The sequence below is a fragment of the Mycobacterium montefiorense genome (genome assembly GCF_003112775.1).
GTDB lineage: Bacteria > Actinomycetota > Actinomycetes > Mycobacteriales > Mycobacteriaceae > Mycobacterium > Mycobacterium montefiorense.
This window is the reverse complement of sequence record NZ_BFCH01000008.1, coordinates 98,162-116,409: the sequence shown is the minus strand read 5'-3', so window position 1 is coordinate 116,409 and position 18,248 is coordinate 98,162. Positions and strand designations below refer to the sequence as shown.

Below are 18,248 nucleotides of genomic sequence, written 5' to 3'. Positions count from 1 at the left end.
ATGGGTTCGGCGACCGCACAGAGGCTTTGGCACAGCAACGACAGCGACTAGGCGGGGCGCCTGACTTCGGTGAGCTCAGCGCCGGACCGCTTGCGCTTGAGTCGCGCTTTCAGCGACTGCGACGGCTTCTCTATCAGGAACCAGCTCAGTGCGGCCATCGGCATGGTAGCGATCGTCGCGACGATCGCGAACACGAATGGATTCAGACTGGCAAGACCGCAGATAACCAGCAGCTGTTGGATCGGGAATGCGTAAATGTAGGTGCCATAGGACAGATCCGTCGGCAACCTCAAGTACTTGTTGCGGATGAGCGCGCCGGAAACGATGAGGGCGTACGCCAGCGGAATAGCGCCAAGCAGACGGTAGTCGGGCAGTAGGCCGGCCGCGAGAACCATGACCATGCTCACCGCGACGAGCGACCAGCGGGCGGGAATCACGTCTTTCCATTGATACAGCAGTGCGCCGGCCGCGAACATGATGGCGAAGCGGGCAATGCACTGCTGATTGGTCCACGTCCCCGGGAATGTCATGGGCGGAAGCGACGCAGCCAAACACAACGCTAGTACGAACACCACCGCAGAGGTCCAGCGGCGACGAGCCAGTCCCGCAAGTCCGAGAAGCAGAACCGCGACATAGCACAGCACCTCATAGATGAGGGTCCACAGCGAACCGTTCCACAAACCCGGATACGGGATTCCGGTCGGCGTTCCACCGACATCGAACTTGAGCACCACTACCGCGCTGTTTTCCAACACGAACTCGAATGGCGCGCGGGACATGAGTAACTTTGCGGCCGAACCACCTTGAATCGCCACGCCAATCGGTGCGATGACAAACGCGGTCACCACCAGGCAGACGTAGAGCCCGGGCAGGATGCGAAGAATCCGAGCTATGAGATAGTCACGGACGTTGGGGTTGTTGACCCAACTCCGGGTGATGAGGAACCCCGAGATCGCAAAGAATCCGTCGACCCCCACCCCGAACAGTAATTGGCGTACCGGCGCGGACGGCGGGATGCGACCCGTGACGGCGAAGGAGTGCCAGAGGATCACCTCGGCGGCCATGGCTAGCCGCAACGCATTCAACGCATTTCTTCGCGGATCAAGTACTTGCCCGAGTTTCAAAGGCTGTCACCAGTCGTCCGTGTTCCCGGCGCTATTCGTCTTTGCATCTAAGCGTATTCGCCCCTTGTTTGCACTCGCGTCACCGGAGTGGCGCCGCCGTTTTCTACCGCGGCACCACCAGGATCGGCCGGACTTGGACTGTTCAGAGCCGAACCGGTTTCGTTTGAGTGCAGGCCGGCCGGGCTACCGTGTGCCATGGCTACCTGGAGTCGACTGCCCGGCAGTGGGGTCCGCCACCGAGGGGGCGTCAGCTTGGGGGCGGGCTCGAGCAGACCACTTCTGTTTAAGACGAGACTTCAGCGCCATCGAGGGCTTTTCGATGCTGAACCAGCTCATCGCGGCCAGCGGCAGGGTAGTGCAAAGTGCGACGACGAAGAACACGGCCGGGTGCAGGCCACCGAGCCCAAGCACGACCAGCAGCTGCTGAGTCGGAAATGCGTAGATGTAGACGCCGTAGGACAGGTCCGTACGCAATGTCGTGCGTGTGTTGCGGATCAGCGAACCCGAAACGATGACGGTATATGCCAGCGGAAGGGCGGCGACCACGCGGTAATCGGGCAACAGGACGCTCGCGGCGACGACGACGACCACGCTCGCAGCGACGAGGGACCAGCGGGCGGGAATCACGTCTTTCCACTGATACATCAGGGCGCCGGCGGAAAACATGATGGCCGAGCGCACCGCGAGCTGAGGGATGGTCCATGACCCGGGGAAGGTAAGCGGCGGCAAGAACATCGCTGCAACGACCGCGAGCGCCAGGATCGCCGGTGTAACCCATCGGTGATTGGCGAGGCCGAGGATGCCGATAACGGCAACCATGAAGTAACACAGGACTTCCCAGATGAGGGACCACAGCGAAGCGTTCCAGACTCCCGGCGATGCGACCTGCAGCGGCGTCCCGGCGACATCGAACTGAAGCACCGACACCAGAGTGGCGTTTTTCAAGACATATTCGAACGGCGCGGTGGACAGCAGTAGTTTCGCGGGCGAACCACCCTGAACCGCGACGCTGAGAGGGGCGAACACGAACGCGGTGATGATCAGGCAGACGTAGAGCCCGGGCAGGATGCGTAGAGCTCGGGCGGTGAGATAGTCGCGGACGCGCGGGTCGCGGAGCCAACTTGCGGTGATCAGGAATCCCGAGATCGCAAAGAACCCGTCAACACCGACCGCGAACATCAGCTGGAGCAGTGCGTGCGGCGGCATGTGGCCCGTGATCGGCCAGGAGTGAAACAGCATGACCTCGGAGGCCAGCCCCAACCGAAAAAGGTTCAGCGCGTTACATCGGGGATTGAAGACCTCCGCAAGCTTCATCTGCACTATCCGTATCTGTTGTCGACCCCCCGCGCAGTCGGGCAGATTTTCCGCACGGAATGCCCAAGGTAGCCGATGAACCCCCGACAATCTCGGGTTTAATACCAACCCGATGTCGCTGTTTCGCTAAGGGCGGGTGGCGACAACGTGGAAAGCCTGATGGCCGGTTGTCTTGCGTTATTCGTAGCGCTGCTGCCTCAGGCGTGACCGCGCAGGTCCGCGACAAACTTCTGCGTCTCGTCCCAGCTGGGCAGTAGACCCGCCGCGCGCACTTCGTCGAAGCTGGGGGCGGCGGCATCGCGGTCCGAAAAGCTGGGTGCGGCTCCATCGACCAGCGGCCAGTCGATGCCCAGCGCCGGGTCGGTGGCAAGGATGGTGTGTTCGCGTTGTGGGGTGTATTCCGCCGAGCACAAATACATCACCGTCGAATTATCCTGCAGAACAAGGAAACCGTGCCCAAGACCTTCCGAGACGTAGATCGTTCTGTGATCCTTGTCGTCGAGCAGCACCGCGTCCCACTGGAGGAACGTCGGAGAGCCCACCCGAATATCGACCACCACGTCGAATACCGCGCCGCTCACACAGGTCACATATTTGGCCTGGCTAGGGGGCACCTGGGCGAAGTGAATACCCCGCAGGACGCCGGCGGACGACACCGAGCAATTGGCCTGCTGCACATTCAACCCATGACCGGTGACGGAGCTGAAATCGCTGTCTTTGAGCCATTCGAAGAAGATGCCGCGGGAATCGCCGTGAACTTTCGGAGTGATCTCCCAAGCCCCGGGCACTTTGAGTTCGCGAACATCCATCTCACTGCCCTCGTTCTTCGTAACGGGCTTCCGAAGCGTCTTTGAGCGGACGCCACCAGGATTCGTTGGCCCGATACCAGTCAATAGTCTCGCGCAATCCCTCTTCGAAGTCGGTATGCTTTGGCGCCCAGTGCAATTCGTCATACAACAGGGACGGGTCGATGGCGTAGCGCAGGTCGTGACCGACGCGGTCGGTGACATGGTCGAAGTCGTCGGGTTCGCGACCCATCAGCGCAAGCACCGTGCGCAGCACGGTCAGGTTGTCGCGCTCGCCCTCGGCGGAGATCAGGTAGGTCTTTCCGATCTGACCCTTGTCCAGGATCTGCCAGACCGCACTGTTGTGGTCGTCGACGTGGATCCAGTCGCGGACGTTGGCGCCGGCGCCGTACAGCTTGCACCGTCTGTCGGTCAACACATTGGTGATCTGCCGCGGGATGAACTTCTCGATGTGCTGATACGGCCCGTAGTTGTTGGAGCAGTTGGACAAGGTTGCGCGCACGCCGTACGACCGTACCCAGGCCCGGACCAGCATGTCGGCGGCGGCCTTGGTGGCCGAGTAGGGGCTCGACGGGTTATAGGGCGTCGACTCGGTGAACCGCTGGGGGTCGTCGAGTTCCAGGTCGCCGTAGACCTCGTCGGTCGAGATGTGGTGCAGCCGCACCCCACGGCGCCGCACCGCCTCCAGGATTGTGTACGTCCCGACCACATTGGTGTGCAGAAACGGCTCGGGGTTGTCCAGCGCGTTGTCGACGTGGCTCTCGGCGGCGAAATGCACGACCGCGTCCGATTCGGCGATCAGCTGGGACACCAGCTCGGCGTCGGTGATGTCGCCCTCGACCAGCCTGATGGCATCGTCGACGTCGGCCAGCGACTCGCGCCGTCCTGCATATGTCAGGGCGTCGAGCACCGTCACAGAAACGTCGGGACGCTCGCGCACGGTGCTGTGCACGAAATTGGCGCCGATGAAACCGGCGCCACCGGTGACCAGCAGTTGCATGGTCAAACCCTATCCGAGGGTCGCGATCAGCTTGCGGGGGTCAGCCCAAGCGGCTTGGCAAGTTCACTCAGCGCAGGCAGCAGTGTCTCTTCGTTGTAGCCGCCCAGCACCTGGATCGCGACGTGGTCGGCGCCGGCCTCGAGGTGCTCGTTGAGTCGTTTCACGATGGTCTCCGGGGTGCCGTAGGCCACCACCGCCTCGATCAGCCGGTCGCTGCCCGGCTTGCGCACGTCGTCCTCGGTGAACCCCAGTCGCAGCCAGTTGTTGACGTAGTTACTCAGCCCCAGATAGTGCTCGACGAGCCCGCGGCCGGCGGCAAGCGCTTCGTCGCGGTCGGTCGTCAGCACCACCTTGTGTTCCGGGGCCAAGAACACCGAATTGCCCAGCTGTTTGCGCGCCTTGGCGGTGTGTTCCGGTGTGGTCAGGTACGGGTGAGCCCCGGCGCTGCGCTCCGCGGACAGCGCCAACACCTTGGGCCCGAGCGCGGCGAGCACCCGCCGGCTGGTCGGCACCAGCGCCTCGTCGAGAGCATCGAGGTAACCGACCAGCGCGGCGTAAGGCTTGACGTACTCCTGGGTGTGTTCGGGGTGGCCAACTCCGAGGCCAAGCAAAAACCTTCCGGGGTAAGCACTTTCGATGCGCTTGAAGGATTCGGCGACGGGTTTGGCGGCCGCCGTCCAGATGTTGACGATGCCGGTGGCCAGCTGCAGCGAGCTGGTCTGCGCCAAAGCCGGTTCCACCCAAGCCAGTTCGGCGTCCGGCGATCCGCCGATCCAAGCGCTCGGGTACCCGAGCGCTTCGATCTTGGCCGCCAGCTCGGGTGTCACCGAACGAGTGGGCAGCCACGCACCATAGCGGCCGAGGTTGGGCTTCAGTGCTGCGGCGTCGTTCATCGAGGTTCCCCTCCGCGGTTGGTTACGAGCGGTTCAGTCCAAGCGGCCCCGCCAATTCGGCAAGTGCCGAGACCAGGTTTTCATCTTTGGTCAGGACCTGCACAGGCACATGGTCGGCACCGGCCGCGACGTGCTCGTTAAGCCGTGCGGCGATCGCGTCGGGGGTGCCGTAGGCCACCACCGCATCGACCAGCCGGTCGCTGCCCGGCCGCACGACCTCGTCGTCGGCAAAGCCCGACCGCTTCCAGTTGTTGCGGTAGTTGACCAGGTTGAAGTACATGTCCAGGGCCTTGCGCCCGACTGCGCGGGCCGCGTCGGCGTCGGTCGTCAGCACCACCTTGTGCTCGGGCGCCAGAAACGCCGACGGGCCGATCAGCTCACGTGCGTGCGCGGTGTGCTCCGGAGTGGTCAGATACGGGTGCGCGCCCGCACTGCGTTGCGCCGAGACTCCCAGCACGCGCGGGCCCAGGGCGGCCACCACCCGGCGATGGGCGGGCACCCCGTAGTCGTCAAGGCGGTCCAAGTACTCCACCAGCGCGTCGTAGGGCTTCTGGTATTCGCTGATCACCTCGCGGTGGCCGACACCGATACCGAGCAGAAAGCGGTCCGGGTACGCCTTGTCGATCCGGTGGAACGACTCGGCTACCTCCTTGGCGGGCGCGGTCCAGATGTTCACGATTCCGGTGGCCACCTGCAACGTGGTCGTCGCTTTCAGGATGGGCTCCACCCACGCCAGCTCAGCGGGCGGGGAACCCCCTACCCAGACGGCTCCGTAGCCAAGGGACTCGATTTCTTTGGCCTGCTGGGGCGTTACGCCCCGTCCGAACGATCCGAACCGGCCGAGATTGGGTTTGCTTGCAGCTGCATCGGTCATGACGTCTCAAACCGCGCCGATCGTGACGCTATTCCTCGCTATTGCGAGTCGGCTTCCTCGATGTCGTCGTCCGTGGCGGCGACATCCGCAGCGGCCGGGCGCTGCAGCGGCAGCAGCACGATGAACCGGGTATCGCCGGGCTTCGATTCCACCCGCAGATCCCCGTGATGTTTCTTCACGACGATGTTGAAGGCGAGGTCAAGCCCGAGGCCGGTGCCTTCGCCGAACGGTTTGGTGGTGAAGAACGGCTCGAAGATGTGCTCGCGGATTTCTGCGGGGATTCCCGGCCCGGTGTCACAGATCTCGACCCGGGCCATGTTCTCGCCGTAGCGGCAGGTGCGGACGGTCAGCGTGCCACCCGTGTCACGCATCGCGGCGATCGCGTTGTCGATGATGTTGGTCCACACCTGGTTGAGATCTGCTGGATAGCAAGGGATTTCGGGAAGTGATTTGTCGATATCCTTGACGACGTTGATCGCCTTGGAGTCCTTGTCCGTGTCCTTGGTCAACCGGTCGGCGAACATCACCAGCGTGCTGTACAGCAGGTCGTGCACGTTGGTCACCTGGAATGGCGCCCTATCCATTTGCGAATACTGCTTGGCATCGGCGACCAGCGCCGAAATCCGCTTGCTGGCTTCCAGAATCTGGTTCATCAGCAGTTCGCCTTCGATGGTGTAGTTGATCCATCGGATCGCCTGCTCCAGCGATGTCGACGCGAGTTCCTCGGTAACCGTGGAAATCCGCTCCAGCCAATCGGTGTCGATGCCACCCTCGACGAACGTCGGCGCGATGTCCCAGCCGCCGTCGATGCCGTGGTCGTCCAGCCAGTCGCCGACGGCGTCTTCACGGTCGGAGGTCTCGATCGCGCTCAAGTGCTGCGACGCGACTTTGGCGACCTGCTCGGCGACCCGATCTTGCAGGCGCACCAGGGCGCTGAGCGCCTCGGGTGAGACGGTGCCGTCGGCAAGCATGGCCAGCTTGTGCCGCATATTGGCCACTCGCTCGCGCAGATCCGACGCGGCCCTAGAGATCGCCGCGGCCGGGTTGTTGAGCTGATGGGTCAGCCCGGCCGAGAGCCGGCCCAGCGCCAGGAGCTTCTCCCGGTTGTCGATGATCCGGCGGGTCCGGTCGGTGCCGACGGCGATGCCGTCGAGCAGGTGGACTGCCATCGGGAACTGGTCGCGCATGAACTGGGCGAAGACGGGCGCGTCCATCACGAAGAAGCGCGACGGCTTGGTCACGTGGACCGAGGCGTCGTAGTTCTTCTGCTTCCCGCCGGTGAACGCCCGCCACGCGCCGCAGTAGACGCCGCGCTGCGAGGTGCGATTGGTTTCGATGTCCTGCCCGCCGGAGAGCTTGGACATCATCAGCTCGCCGGAGATCATTACGTAAAAGCACGTCGCCGGTTCGCCTTCGACGCAGATCGGGCCCGGCTGGTAGTCCTCGATGTGGCCCTGGCTGCACAACACCGCGAGCTGTTCGTCGGTCAGGGCCTCGAACAGGAACAGGCTGCGCAGCTCGTCGGGCTGACACGGCATGTTGGCGGTCATGATTCCGCCAAGTAGCGGTGGACCAGCATCACGGCCATCGACCCTTCACCGACGGCGGCCGCCACCCGTTTGGCAGACGTGGAGCGGACGTCGCCGGTGGCGAACACGCCCGGCACGCTGGTTTCCAGGTGATGCGGTGGGCGATCCAATGTCCAGCCGCACACGTTGCGCAGATCCGGGCCGGTCAGGATGAAGCCGTGGTCGTCGCGGGCGAGCACCCCGTCCAGCCAGTCGGTGCGCGGGGCGGCGCCGATGAAGATGAACATCCGGGCGCAGGAGACTTCCTCGATTTCCTCGGTCCGGTTGTTGACCAGCGTCAGCTTCTCCAGGTGGCCGTCGCCGGTGGCGCGCTGCACCTCGGTGCAGGTCAGCACATTGATCTTGGGGTTCGCCTCGATCTGCTGGATTAAGTAGTACGACATCGACGCCTGCAACGACGGGGCGCGCACCACGATGTTGACCGACTTGGCCGTCCGCGACAGGTACATCGCGGCCTGACCCGCGGAGTTGGCCCCGCCGATCACGTAGACCTCTTCCTCCTCGCAGTCCGACGCGATGGAGATGGCCGCACCGTAGTAGACGCCGCAGCCGGTCAGCTCGTTGCACCCCTCGGCGTCGAGATTTCGGTAGGCGACGCCGGTGGCGAGGATGACCGCGTGCGCGTCGACGAAGCCGCCGTCGGCGAACCGCACGGTGCGCTTGGGTCCGTTCACCTCCAGGGCGATCGCCTTACGGGCGGTGATGAGCTCGGCGCCGAACTTCTCGGCCTGCCGGCGCGCCCGCTCGGCCAGCTGGCCACCCGAGACCCCGTCCGGAAAGCCCAAGTAGTTCTCGATCCGCGAGCTCTGTCCGGCCTGGCCGCCGGTCGCGGTGCGCTCGATGAGCACCGTGCGCAGGCCTTCCGACGCGCCGTAGACCGCGGCGGCCAGTCCCGCGGGACCGCCGCCGATGACGATTAGGTCGTAGAACTCCTGCGACGGCGTGGTGGTCAACCCCAGCTTGTCGGCCAGTTCCGCATCGGACGGTTCCACCAGCGGGTCGCCGTGTTCGGTGACCACGACGGGCAGCCGCAGGCTGTCGGCGCCGGCGGCGTTGAGCAGCCGCTCGCCCTCGGGTTCGTCGGCCATGAACCAGGAGTAGTGCAGCCCATTGCGCGCTAGGAAGTCGCGGACCTCCCAGGACCGCGCCGACCACCGATGCCCGATCACCTTGGTGTGCGGGATGGGGTGGTCGGGCGCCGCGCGCCAGGCTTCCAGCAGCGCGTCGATGACGGGGTAGAGCTTTTCCTCCGGCGGATCCCATGGTTTGAGCAAGTAATGGTCGAGATCGACGACGTTGATCGCATCGATCGCGGCGTGGGTGTCGGCGTAGGCGGTCAACAGGATGCGCCGCGCCGACGGGTACAGGTCCATCGCATGCTCGAGGAACTCGATACCCGTCATCTGCGGCATCCGGTAGTCAGCGACGAGTGCCGCGACCGTTTCCCCGCGCAGTTTGAGCTGCTTGAGGGAGTCGAGCGCCTCGGCGCCCGACTCCGCGCGCACGATGCGGTGATCCTCGCCGTATTTGCGCCGCAAGTCCCGGGCCACGGCGCGGGATACCGCGGGATCGTCGTCGACGGTAAGGATCACCGGTTTACGCGACTGCGCGGCGCCATCAAAGGGACGTGTCATCGGGGTCAAGTATGCGCTTGTCAGGCCCGGTATGGTGGGCCGAGGTGGGGCGCGCGAGCGCTCTGATCGCGGATTTTGGCCACACCGTTCCAGCGGGTAACATGGACCGACGGTGCGTCATTCCGCGCCGGCTTTTTTGTGTGTCCGTTCCCGAGGAATTTCCTGTCACCGGCTCACGTTCCAAAGTCGGTGTGAATGCTGTGCCGTTGTTGGCGCAGACGAACACGAAACTAAACGACGAGGATTTGACGAGAAGTTATGGCCAAGAAGGACGGCGCCATCGAGGTCGAGGGCCGGGTGGTCGAGCCGCTGCCCAATGCGATGTTCCGCATTGAGCTGGAAAACGGTCACAAGGTGCTTGCCCACATCAGCGGCAAGATGCGGCAGCACTACATCCGCATCCTGCCCGAGGACCGGGTGGTGGTGGAGTTGTCTCCCTACGACCTGTCCCGGGGCCGCATCGTGTACCGGTACAAGTAACCAACCAACAGACGAGAACAGGATCGAAAAGCCGTGAAGGTCAACCCCAGCGTGAAGCCGATTTGCGATAAGTGCAGGGTGATCCGTCGGCACGGGCGGGTCATGGTGATCTGCTCCGATCCGCGCCACAAGCAGCGCCAGGGCTAACAGCCAGGCTGAGCAATACCCACAACTGAATGCAGACCTCCCAGTACCACTGAGCGGCTGGCATCTATAGAGATGGACCGCTCACCCACGCCCGGTCGGAGGCCGGGCCCCGACACATCGGGAACGGACTGGGATAAGACCTCCGCCTAGAAAAAGAGGAAACGCCACCTATGGCTCGACTAGTAGGCGTCGATCTGCCGCGTGATAAGCGGATGGAGATCGCGCTGACTTACATCTTCGGTGTCGGCCGCACCCGTTCCAACGAGATTCTGGAAGCAACGGGGATCGACAAGGACCTGCGTACCAGGGACCTCAGCGACGACCAGCTGACCCATCTGCGTGACTACATCGAAGCCAACCTCAAAGTGGAGGGTGACCTGCGCCGCGAGGTGCAGGCAGACATCCGCCGCAAGATCGAGATTGGCTGCTACCAGGGTCTGCGGCACCGTCGCGGCCTGCCGGTGCGTGGCCAGCGGACCAAGACCAACGCGCGTACCCGCAAGGGCCCCAAGCGCACCATCGCCGGCAAGAAGAAGGCCAGGTAACCGACCATGCCACCAGCCAAGAAGGCAGCAGCGTCGGCCCCTAAGAAGGGGCAGAAGACCCGCAAGCGGGAAAAGAAGAACATCCCGCACGGCGCGGCGCACATCAAGAGCACGTTCAACAACACGATCGTGACGATCACCGACCCACAGGGCAACGTCATCGCGTGGGCGTCGTCGGGCCACGTCGGCTTCAAGGGCTCGCGGAAATCGACTCCGTTCGCGGCGCAGCTGGCTGCCGAGAACGCCGCTCGCAAGGCCCAGGAGCACGGAGTGAAGAAGGTCGACGTGTTCGTGAAGGGCCCGGGTTCGGGCCGCGAGACCGCCATCCGTTCGCTGCAGGCCGCGGGCCTGGAGGTCGGCGCGATCTCCGATGTCACCCCGCAGCCGCACAACGGCTGCCGCCCGCCCAAGCGACGCAGGGTCTAGGAGGAGAATCATGGCTCGTTACACCGGACCCATCACTCGCAAGTCGCGCCGGCTGCGCACCGACCTCGTCGGTGGCGACCAGGCGTTCGAGAAGCGTCCCTACCCGCCCGGCCAGCACGGCCGCGCGCGGATCAAGGAAAGCGAATACCTGCTGCAGATGCAGGAGAAGCAGAAGGCCCGCTTCACCTATGGCGTGATGGAAAAGCAGTTCCGCCGCTATTACGAAGAGGCCAACCGCGTCTCCGGCAAGACAGGTGAGAACCTGCTGCAGATCCTCGAGAGCCGGCTGGATAACGTCGTGTACCGCGCCGGGCTGGCGCGTACCCGCCGGATGGCCCGCCAGCTGGTCAGCCACGGCCACTTCAGCGTCAACGGCGTGCACGTCGACGTGCCCAGCTACCGGGTGTCGCAGTACGACATCATCGACGTGCGGGAGGGGTCGCTGAACACCGTGCCGTTCCAGATCGCGCGGGAGACGGCGGGCGACCGTCCGCTCCCGAGCTGGCTGCAGGTGGTGGGGGAGCGTCAGCGCATCCTCATCCACCAATTGCCCGAGCGGGCACAGATCGACGTGCCACTCACTGAGCAGCTCATCGTCGAGTACTACTCGAAGTAACACGACTTCCGCCACTGCACCCGCAGTGGCGGAACACCTAACGGCATCAAATAGCGGGTGCCGAGAAGGAGAAAAGAAACACCATGCTGATTTCTCAGCGACCCACACTGGCCGAGGAAATCCTCACCGACAGCCGGTCCCAGTTCGTCATCGAGCCGCTGGAGCCGGGATTCGGTTACACCCTTGGCAATTCGCTGCGGCGGACGCTGCTGTCGTCGATCCCCGGCGCGGCCGTCACCAGCATTCGCATCGACGGCGTGCTGCACGAGTTCACCACCGTGCCCGGCGTCAAAGAGGATGTCACTGACATCATCCTGAACCTCAAGGGTCTGGTCGTGTCGTCCGAGGAGGACGAGCCGGTCACCATGTACCTGCGCAAGCAGGGCCCGGGTGAGGTCACCGCGGGTGACATCGTGCCGCCGGCCGGCGTCACGGTGCACAACCCCGGCATGCACATCGCGACGCTGAACGACAAGGGCAAGCTCGAGGTCGAGCTCGTCGTCGAGCGTGGTCGTGGTTACGTGCCGGCCGTGCAGAACCGCGCTTCCGGTGCCGAAATCGGCCGCATCCCAGTCGATTCCATCTACTCGCCGGTGCTCAAGGTCACCTACAAGGTGGACGCGACCCGGGTCGAGCAGCGCACCGACTTCGACAAGCTGATCCTGGACGTCGAGACCAAGAATTCGATCACCCCCCGTGACGCCCTGGCGTCGGCGGGTAAGACCCTGGTCGAATTGTTCGGTCTGGCACGCGAACTCAACGTCGAGGCCGAGGGCATCGAGATCGGGCCGTCGCCGGCCGAGGCCGACCACATCGCCTCGTTCGCGCTGCCGATCGACGACCTGGACCTGACCGTGCGGTCCTACAACTGCCTCAAGCGCGAGGGTGTGCACACCGTCGGAGAGCTGGTGAGCCGCACCGAGTCCGACCTGCTCGACATCCGCAATTTCGGCCAGAAGTCCATCGACGAGGTGAAGGTCAAGCTGCATCAGCTGGGCCTGTCGCTCAAGGACAGCCCGCCGAGCTTCGACCCGTCGGAGGTCGCGGGTTACGACGTCGCCACCGGCACCTGGTCCACCGAGGGTGCTTATGACGACCAGGACTACGCCGAAACCGAACAACTCTAGAGAATTCCGTCCCGGCCCTACCTGATACGGGGGCCGGCCCCAATTAGGAGATAGCGCAATGCCCAAGCCCACCAAGGGCCCTCGCCTCGGCGGGTCGTCTTCGCACCAGAAGGCTCTGCTGGCCAACCTGGCCACGTCGCTGTTCGAGCACGGTCGCATCAAAACGACCGAGCCGAAGGCACGTGCGCTGCGGCCGTACGCGGAGAAGCTGATCACGCACGCGAAAAAGGGCACGCTGCACAATCGCCGAGAGGTGATGAAGAAGATCCGCGACAAGGACATCATGCACGCCCTTTTCGCGGAGATCGGACCATTCTTCGCCGATCGTAACGGCGGCTACACCCGCATCATCAAGGTCGAGGCGCGCAAGGGCGACAACGCCCCGATGGCCGTGATCGAGCTGGTGCAGGAAAAGACCGTGACGTCGGAGGCCGACCGCGCGCGTCGGGTGAAGTCTTCGAAGAAGACTGAAGCACCTGCCGCGGCGGCGGTACCGGCCGAAGAGGCTGAGGCCGAAGAGGCCGAGGTCGTGGAGGCCGAGGTAACCGAAGCCGAGTCCGAAGAGACGACCACCGAGGCAGCTGAGCCTGCCGCCGAGGCCGAAGCGGCCGAGGAGCCCGAGGCTGAGGCCGCCGACGAGGGTGACGAGTCCACCGACAAGTAGCGAAGACGTCCGTCTTAGGCTCGACATTGCCTACGACGGAACCGATTTCGCGGGCTGGGCAACTCAAGCCGGACAGCGCACTGTCGCCGGCGTTATCGACGATGCGCTGACGACGGTTTTCCGCACGCCGGTACGGCTGTGGGCGGCCGGGCGCACCGACACCGGAGTGCACGCCACCGGACAGGTGGCCCACGTCGATGTGCCCGCCGCCGCCTTGCCGAATGCCTATCCACGCTCCCCGCGCGCCGGCGATCCGGAATTCCTGCCGCTGCTGCGCCGCCTGAGCCGCCTTTTGCCCACCGACGTTCGGGTGCTCGGAATTGCGTGCGCCCCATCGGGTTTCGACGCGCGATTCTCGGCACTGCGGCGTCATTACGAGTACCGGTTGTCGACAGCGGCTTACGGCGTGCAGCCGCAGCAGGCGCGCTACATCACCGCCTGGCCCCGTGATCTGGACGTGGACGCGATGAGCGTCGCGTCACAAGACCTGCTGGGGCTGCACGACTTTGCCGCCTTCTGCCGTCATCGCCCCGGTGCCACCACGATTCGCGACCTGCAGCGACTGGACTGGACGCGCGAGGGCGATCTGATCACCGCTCACGTCAGCGCTGATGCGTTCTGCTGGCAGATGGTGCGCTCACTGGTTGGGGCGCTGCTGGCCGTCGGTGAGCGTCGGCGCACGCCACAGTGGTGTGGTGAATTGCTCAGCGCGACAAACCGATCCAGCGATTTCGCGGCCGCGCCGGCGCAGGGCCTGACGTTGGTGGGGGTGGATTATCCGCCCGACGACCAGCTCGCATCGCGCATCCTGATCACCCGGGATCTGCGCACCCGCTAGTCTCGGGCGTCCAGCAGGTGCTCGGCGTGCTTGTCGGTGGACAGGCACAGCGAACAGATGTATGCGTCGTGGGCCTGGCAAGCCAGCATGTCGGGGCGTTCGAAGTCGTGATTGCAGACGTGGCAAGTCAATTGATCGGCCGTCGGGTTACCGTGCTCGTCGTACATCGGCAGCTCGATGCCGTCGTGGGTGCGCCGCAGGTAGTAGCGGCCCCGGGTCGCGATCGCCAGGATCGGCGGCATCACCAACGCGACGATGATGGCCACCAACGGCGAATACGGTCGCAACGCCTCACCCAGGCCGCCGAAGAACGCGACGATCGAGAGCCCCGCGGCCAGCAGCATCGAGCCGAAGCCGACCGGGTTGACCGGGTACAACATGCCGCGGCGGAACTCGGGTGCCTTCGGCGAGAGCCCCAGCAAGTACTTGTTGAAGACGATGTCGGAAGCCACCGCCACCACCCACGCCATGCCGCAGTTCGCGTAGAAACCCAGGATCGTGTTCAGGAAGTCAAACATGTTGGCTTCCATCAGGATCAGCGCAATCGTCAGGTTCACGCCGAGGAAGACGACGCGGCCCGGATAGTGCTTGGTGATCCGGGTGAACGAGTTGGTCCACGCCAGCGAACCCGAATACGCGTTCGTCACATTGATTTTGATCTGGCTGAGCACCACCAGGATCACCGCCAGCGTCAGAGCCAGCCAGTCCGGCATGAAATTACCGTAGATCTCGTCGAATTGGTGCACCGGCTGATTCGCGATCGAAATCGAACCCGCCAAATGAAAGACCAGATACACGGCCAGGAACAGCCCGACGATCTGCTTGATCGCGCCGAACAACACCCAACCGGGGCCGGCCAACAGCACCCACGTCCACCAGCTGCGCGAGTTCTTTCGCGTGCGCGGCGGCATGAACCGTAGGTAGTCGATCTGTTCGGCGATCTGGGCGATCAGCGCCAGGCAGACACCGGCGGCCAGCAAGGCCGACCCGGCGTCCACGCCGCCGTGGCCTTGCTTACCGGTGTAGGAGAAGAACTCGCCGACGGATTCCGGATGGCTGGTGACCAGATAGATGAACGGGGCGACCATCAGCAGCAGCCACAGCGGAGTTGTCCAAAGCTGCAGCTGCGAAAGGACTTTCATGCCGTAGATCACCAGCGGGAAGATGACCAGCGTGGAGCAGGCGTAACCGAGCCACAGCGGAACATGCAAACCCAGCCGCAGACCTTGCGCCATGATCGAGCCTTCGAGTGCGAAGAAGATGAACGTGAACGTCGCAAATATCACGTTGGTCACCACGGAGCCGTAATAGCCGAAACCGCTGCCGCGGGTGATCAGATCCAGGTCGATGTTGTAGCGCGCGGCGTAGTAGGCCAGGGGGAGTCCGGTCGCGATGATCACCACCGCGAAGATCCCAATCCCGCACAACGCATTTGAGGTGCCATAGGTGATGCCGAGATTGGCGCCGATCGCGAAGTCGGCCAGATACGCGATGCCGCCCAGCGCCGAGATCCCGACCACCGCCGTAGACCACCGGCGGTAGCTACGCGGAGCGAAGCGAAGTGTGTAGTCTTCGAGCGTTTCCCGGGTGGCCGGCAATGTGTCGCGATCGGTCGCGGCGGTGGTCGTCACGACAGTATTCTGCGGTCACGCGACCGCCACCGCCACTTGGGGCGTCTTAGAATTGCCTGTGCGCCTGTGGATCACGGCTACAGCTTGCCGGCAGCGAAGGCCGCCGCCTGATCCACCAGCCCGGAGTCGATGTAGGAGGGCTGCAGATGCGAGGCCCATACCGCCTTGCCGGTGCCCGAACAGATCGGGTCGCCGGGCGCGCACTCCTCGATCGTCTTACCGGCGAAGGCGGGGCTGAAGCTGGGGACCGGGCCGAGTACGCGCTGAGTGCCGTTGCCGAACAGCGCGACGGCCGCGACGTGTTGATCCATGCCCGGCGGCAGCGGGTTCTTGAACCCGAACGAGGGCTGCGTCACCGCGACCACCAGGTCGGCCGACACGGCCCCGAGCGAATAGCCGCCGAGCACCTCGCGGGTGTTGGGGCAGTGTTTCGCCATGTACTGAACATGAGAGCTCATGTCGATGGCGCCCTTGGCGGGATCGACGTCGGCGGGGTAGTTGACCCCGTAGACGCCGACCGGCAGCTGCGTCTTGGAGCGCAGCGAATTGGCGAACGCGTCGCCCACCAACCCGGCGCCGGGCGGTTCCTCACGGCCCCGGGCGAACACCACTTCGGCGCCCGGACACGCCGGCCCGGCCGATGCGACCGGAGCCAAAGCCACGGTCGGGGCAATCATCAACGTCCCGGTGAGCGCAGCGGCACCCGCTACTCCGGCAAACTTGCTACCCATCTGTCCAACCCCCATCAGCCGATGGTACGCATTTTCGTCGGGCGCTAGTGAACGGCTGTGACCACTGTGCGACCCCGATGTGACCGGATCTTTGCGTCGCTACATCTTGCCGGCGACGAAATGTGCGGCTTGGTTGGTCAATCCGGGCACGTAGCCGAGGTGGGCTTGCCATGAGTTGCCGTCGGAGCAGATCGGGTCGCCCCGGTTGCACAGGTTGATGATCTTGCCGCCGAAATCCGGGCTCAGCGCGCTCATCAGACCGCCGGCCCGCCCCGACGGGTTCCCGAACAGGGCGACCGCGGCGACGTGATCGGCGGCGTTGGCCGGCAGCGGCTCGTGAAAGCCGAGGGCGGGCAGCGGGGCGGCGGTGACGATGTCCATCACCGCGGCGCCCTGGGAGTAGCCGCCGAGCACCAGCGTGGTGTTGGGGCAGGCGTCGGCCATGTGCTGGATGTGGCCGCTGGCGTCGTTCGCGCCGTCGGTGGCGGCCAGGAAGTCGTCGTTGGCGGGGTAGTTGACCCCGTATGCCCCCACATTTCGGCTGGTCTGCTGGCGCAGGGAGTTGATGAAGGCTCCGCCCACCTTCCCGACGCCGGGCGGCTCGTTGGTGCCCCGGGCAAATACCACCTCGACGTCCGGGCACGATGCGGACGCCCGCGGGATCAGCGGGGCTGCGAACAGCATGGTGGCCGCCGCGAGCAGTGCGATGGCCGCCAAGCTGGGGTATCTGTGCGCCCGCGGTCTTTTTGCGGCAAGGCTCATGCCGCGATGGTACGTGTTACTGACTGTGCGTCAGTGAACTGCAGCAACCACGTCGGTCTGCGGCGAGGTCGGGCCGGGTACCGACGGGGTGGGCGTCTGCGGGCCGTATCCCGGGGTCAGCGGGCCAGGAGTCTGCGGGACGGGGCCGGGCGCTTGCCCGGGCGTCTGCGGGCCGTAGCCGGGGGTCTGCGGGCCAGCGCCCGGGACCGACGGCCCGTATCCGGGCACCGATTGTCCGGTGCCGACCAGTTTGGATGCGACGAACGCCGCGGCCTGAGTGGTGTAGACGGGGACGTAGCCCTCGGTGTGCCCACTCCACTCGTTGCCGGGGCCGGAGTGGCAGATCGGGTCGTTGGGGTTGCACAGGTCGATCGCTTTGGAGCCCAGCATCGCGCTCTGGCTGGGCAGCGTCCCGCCGGCGCGGTCGGCCACGTCACCAAAGGTGGCGACGGCGACGATGTTGTTGGCGTACTGCGCCGGGAGCGCGCTGCCCCAGCTGATGCCGCCGATCGGGACGCCGGCCACGATGTCCATCACCGACGCGCCCTGGGAGTAGCCGCCCAGCACGATCTTGGTGTTCGGGCAGGTCTCCACGCTCTTCTTGACGCGGTCGATGGTGTCGTTGGCGCCGTCGCCGCCGTGCAGCTGCAGCTTGCTGGCGGCATAGTTCACGCCGTAGGGCAGGATGTTCAATCCGCCGGTCTGCTGGCGCAGCGAGTCGACGAAGGCGTCGCCGACGCGGCCCAGGCCGGCCGGCTCATTGGTGCCGCGGGCGAAGATGGCCTCGACGTCGGGGCAATCGAAGGCGTGCGCGGTCGGGGGACTCGGCGTGGCGAGCAGGCCCGAGGCCGCGACCAGGGCGGCAGCGCCCAGGCCGAGCCAGCGACCGGCTAACCGCACGCTGCCCGCCCGACGGGTACGAATGCGGTGAAAAATCACGCGGTAATTTTACTGCGGTGAAAAATCACGCGGTAATTTTACCCATTTTGAGACCTTCCGAAACGTGTGCGCCTGTGAATAACCGGCGACGGGGGTGCCGATTAGCGG

Annotated in this window: 20 protein-coding genes; 8 read left to right on the top strand and 12 right to left on the bottom strand. The window is 64.7% G+C overall.

The window, feature by feature from the left end:
• Positions 1-47 precede the first annotated feature (47 nt).
• The 8 genes from DB708_RS06360 to DB708_RS06325 all read right to left on the bottom strand — a co-directional run bounded on the left by DB708_RS06360 (position 48) and on the right by DB708_RS06325 (position 9,234).
• Positions 48-1,124: an acyltransferase family protein gene (locus DB708_RS06360; protein ID WP_108921100.1), complete on the bottom strand. Its 1,077-nt coding sequence runs from the start codon at positions 1,122-1,124 to the stop codon at positions 48-50.
• 183 nt (positions 1,125-1,307) lie between these two features.
• Positions 1,308-2,438, bottom strand: coding sequence for an acyltransferase family protein (locus tag DB708_RS06355; RefSeq protein ID WP_108921099.1), 1,131 nt, complete (start codon positions 2,436-2,438; stop codon positions 1,308-1,310).
• A gap of 197 nt (positions 2,439-2,635) precedes the next feature.
• Entirely contained in the window at positions 2,636-3,247 is a 612-nt protein-coding gene (gene rfbC / locus DB708_RS06350; RefSeq protein ID WP_108921098.1) for a dTDP-4-dehydrorhamnose 3,5-epimerase, read from the bottom strand.
• Position 3,248: 1 nt separating this feature from the next.
• Entirely contained in the window at positions 3,249-4,244 is a 996-nt protein-coding gene (gene rfbB / locus DB708_RS06345) for a dTDP-glucose 4,6-dehydratase (protein ID WP_108921097.1), read from the bottom strand.
• 26 nt (positions 4,245-4,270) lie between these two features.
• Positions 4,271-5,137, bottom strand: a complete 867-nt coding sequence (locus DB708_RS06340; protein ID WP_108921096.1) for an LLM class F420-dependent oxidoreductase — start codon at positions 5,135-5,137, stop codon at positions 4,271-4,273.
• Between the two features lie 22 nt (positions 5,138-5,159).
• On the bottom strand, positions 5,160-6,011 hold the full coding sequence (locus tag DB708_RS06335) for an LLM class F420-dependent oxidoreductase (RefSeq protein WP_108921095.1): 852 nt from the start codon (positions 6,009-6,011) through the stop codon (positions 5,160-5,162).
• A gap of 38 nt (positions 6,012-6,049) precedes the next feature.
• Positions 6,050-7,561: an ATP-binding protein gene (locus DB708_RS06330; protein ID WP_108921094.1), complete on the bottom strand. Its 1,512-nt coding sequence runs from the start codon at positions 7,559-7,561 to the stop codon at positions 6,050-6,052.
• Entirely contained in the window at positions 7,558-9,234 is a 1,677-nt protein-coding gene (locus DB708_RS06325; protein ID WP_108921093.1) for an NAD(P)/FAD-dependent oxidoreductase, read from the bottom strand. The genes DB708_RS06330 and DB708_RS06325 overlap by 4 nt, the downstream gene beginning before the upstream one ends.
• A 258-nt stretch (positions 9,235-9,492) precedes the next feature.
• On the opposite strand from DB708_RS06325, the gene infA reads away from it, so the two are divergent.
• The 8 genes from infA (at position 9,493) to truA (ending at position 14,077) form a co-directional block, all read left to right on the top strand.
• Positions 9,493-9,714 (top strand): translation initiation factor IF-1, encoded by a 222-nt coding sequence (gene infA / locus DB708_RS06320; RefSeq protein ID WP_003418601.1) that lies wholly within the window; start codon positions 9,493-9,495, stop codon positions 9,712-9,714.
• A 33-nt stretch (positions 9,715-9,747) separates the two neighbouring features.
• Positions 9,748-9,861, top strand: a complete 114-nt coding sequence (gene rpmJ / locus DB708_RS06315) for a 50S ribosomal protein L36 (protein ID WP_003879483.1) — start codon at positions 9,748-9,750, stop codon at positions 9,859-9,861.
• Positions 9,862-10,031: 170 nt separating this feature from the next.
• Positions 10,032-10,406 carry a 30S ribosomal protein S13 gene (gene rpsM, locus DB708_RS06310; RefSeq protein WP_066818322.1) on the top strand — a complete coding sequence of 125 codons (375 nt, stop codon included), beginning with the start codon at positions 10,032-10,034 and terminating at the stop codon, positions 10,404-10,406.
• A gap of 6 nt (positions 10,407-10,412) precedes the next feature.
• On the top strand, positions 10,413-10,832 hold the full coding sequence (gene rpsK, locus DB708_RS06305) for a 30S ribosomal protein S11 (RefSeq protein WP_108921092.1): 420 nt from the start codon (positions 10,413-10,415) through the stop codon (positions 10,830-10,832).
• Positions 10,833-10,842: 10 nt separating this feature from the next.
• Entirely contained in the window at positions 10,843-11,448 is a 606-nt protein-coding gene (rpsD, locus tag DB708_RS06300; protein WP_108921091.1) for a 30S ribosomal protein S4, read from the top strand.
• A gap of 83 nt (positions 11,449-11,531) precedes the next feature.
• Positions 11,532-12,575 (top strand): DNA-directed RNA polymerase subunit alpha, encoded by a 1,044-nt coding sequence (locus DB708_RS06295; RefSeq protein WP_108921090.1) that lies wholly within the window; start codon positions 11,532-11,534, stop codon positions 12,573-12,575.
• 58 nt (positions 12,576-12,633) lie between these two features.
• On the top strand, positions 12,634-13,239 hold the full coding sequence (rplQ, locus tag DB708_RS06290) for a 50S ribosomal protein L17 (RefSeq protein ID WP_108921089.1): 606 nt from the start codon (positions 12,634-12,636) through the stop codon (positions 13,237-13,239).
• Complete coding sequence (gene truA, locus DB708_RS06285; protein ID WP_108921088.1) at positions 13,157-14,077, top strand: tRNA pseudouridine(38-40) synthase TruA; 921 nt, start codon at positions 13,157-13,159, stop codon at positions 14,075-14,077. The genes rplQ and truA overlap by 83 nt, the downstream gene beginning before the upstream one ends.
• Here truA and DB708_RS06280 read toward each other — a convergent pair.
• The 4 genes from DB708_RS06280 to DB708_RS06265 all read right to left on the bottom strand — a co-directional run bounded on the left by DB708_RS06280 (position 14,074) and on the right by DB708_RS06265 (position 18,101).
• Positions 14,074-15,708 carry a purine-cytosine permease family protein gene (locus DB708_RS06280; RefSeq protein ID WP_108921087.1) on the bottom strand — a complete coding sequence of 545 codons (1,635 nt, stop codon included), beginning with the start codon at positions 15,706-15,708 and terminating at the stop codon, positions 14,074-14,076. The two genes, truA and DB708_RS06280, sit on opposite strands and share 4 nt — an antisense overlap.
• Positions 15,709-15,785: 77 nt before the next feature.
• Positions 15,786-16,454, bottom strand: coding sequence for a cutinase family protein (locus DB708_RS06275; RefSeq protein ID WP_409347561.1), 669 nt, complete (start codon positions 16,452-16,454; stop codon positions 15,786-15,788).
• An 84-nt stretch (positions 16,455-16,538) separates the two neighbouring features.
• Positions 16,539-17,201 carry a cutinase family protein gene (locus tag DB708_RS06270; protein ID WP_108921085.1) on the bottom strand — a complete coding sequence of 221 codons (663 nt, stop codon included), beginning with the start codon at positions 17,199-17,201 and terminating at the stop codon, positions 16,539-16,541.
• Between the two features lie 30 nt (positions 17,202-17,231).
• Positions 17,232-18,101 (bottom strand): cutinase family protein, encoded by an 870-nt coding sequence (locus tag DB708_RS06265; RefSeq protein WP_108921084.1) that lies wholly within the window; start codon positions 18,099-18,101, stop codon positions 17,232-17,234.
• Positions 18,102-18,248 lie beyond the last annotated feature (147 nt).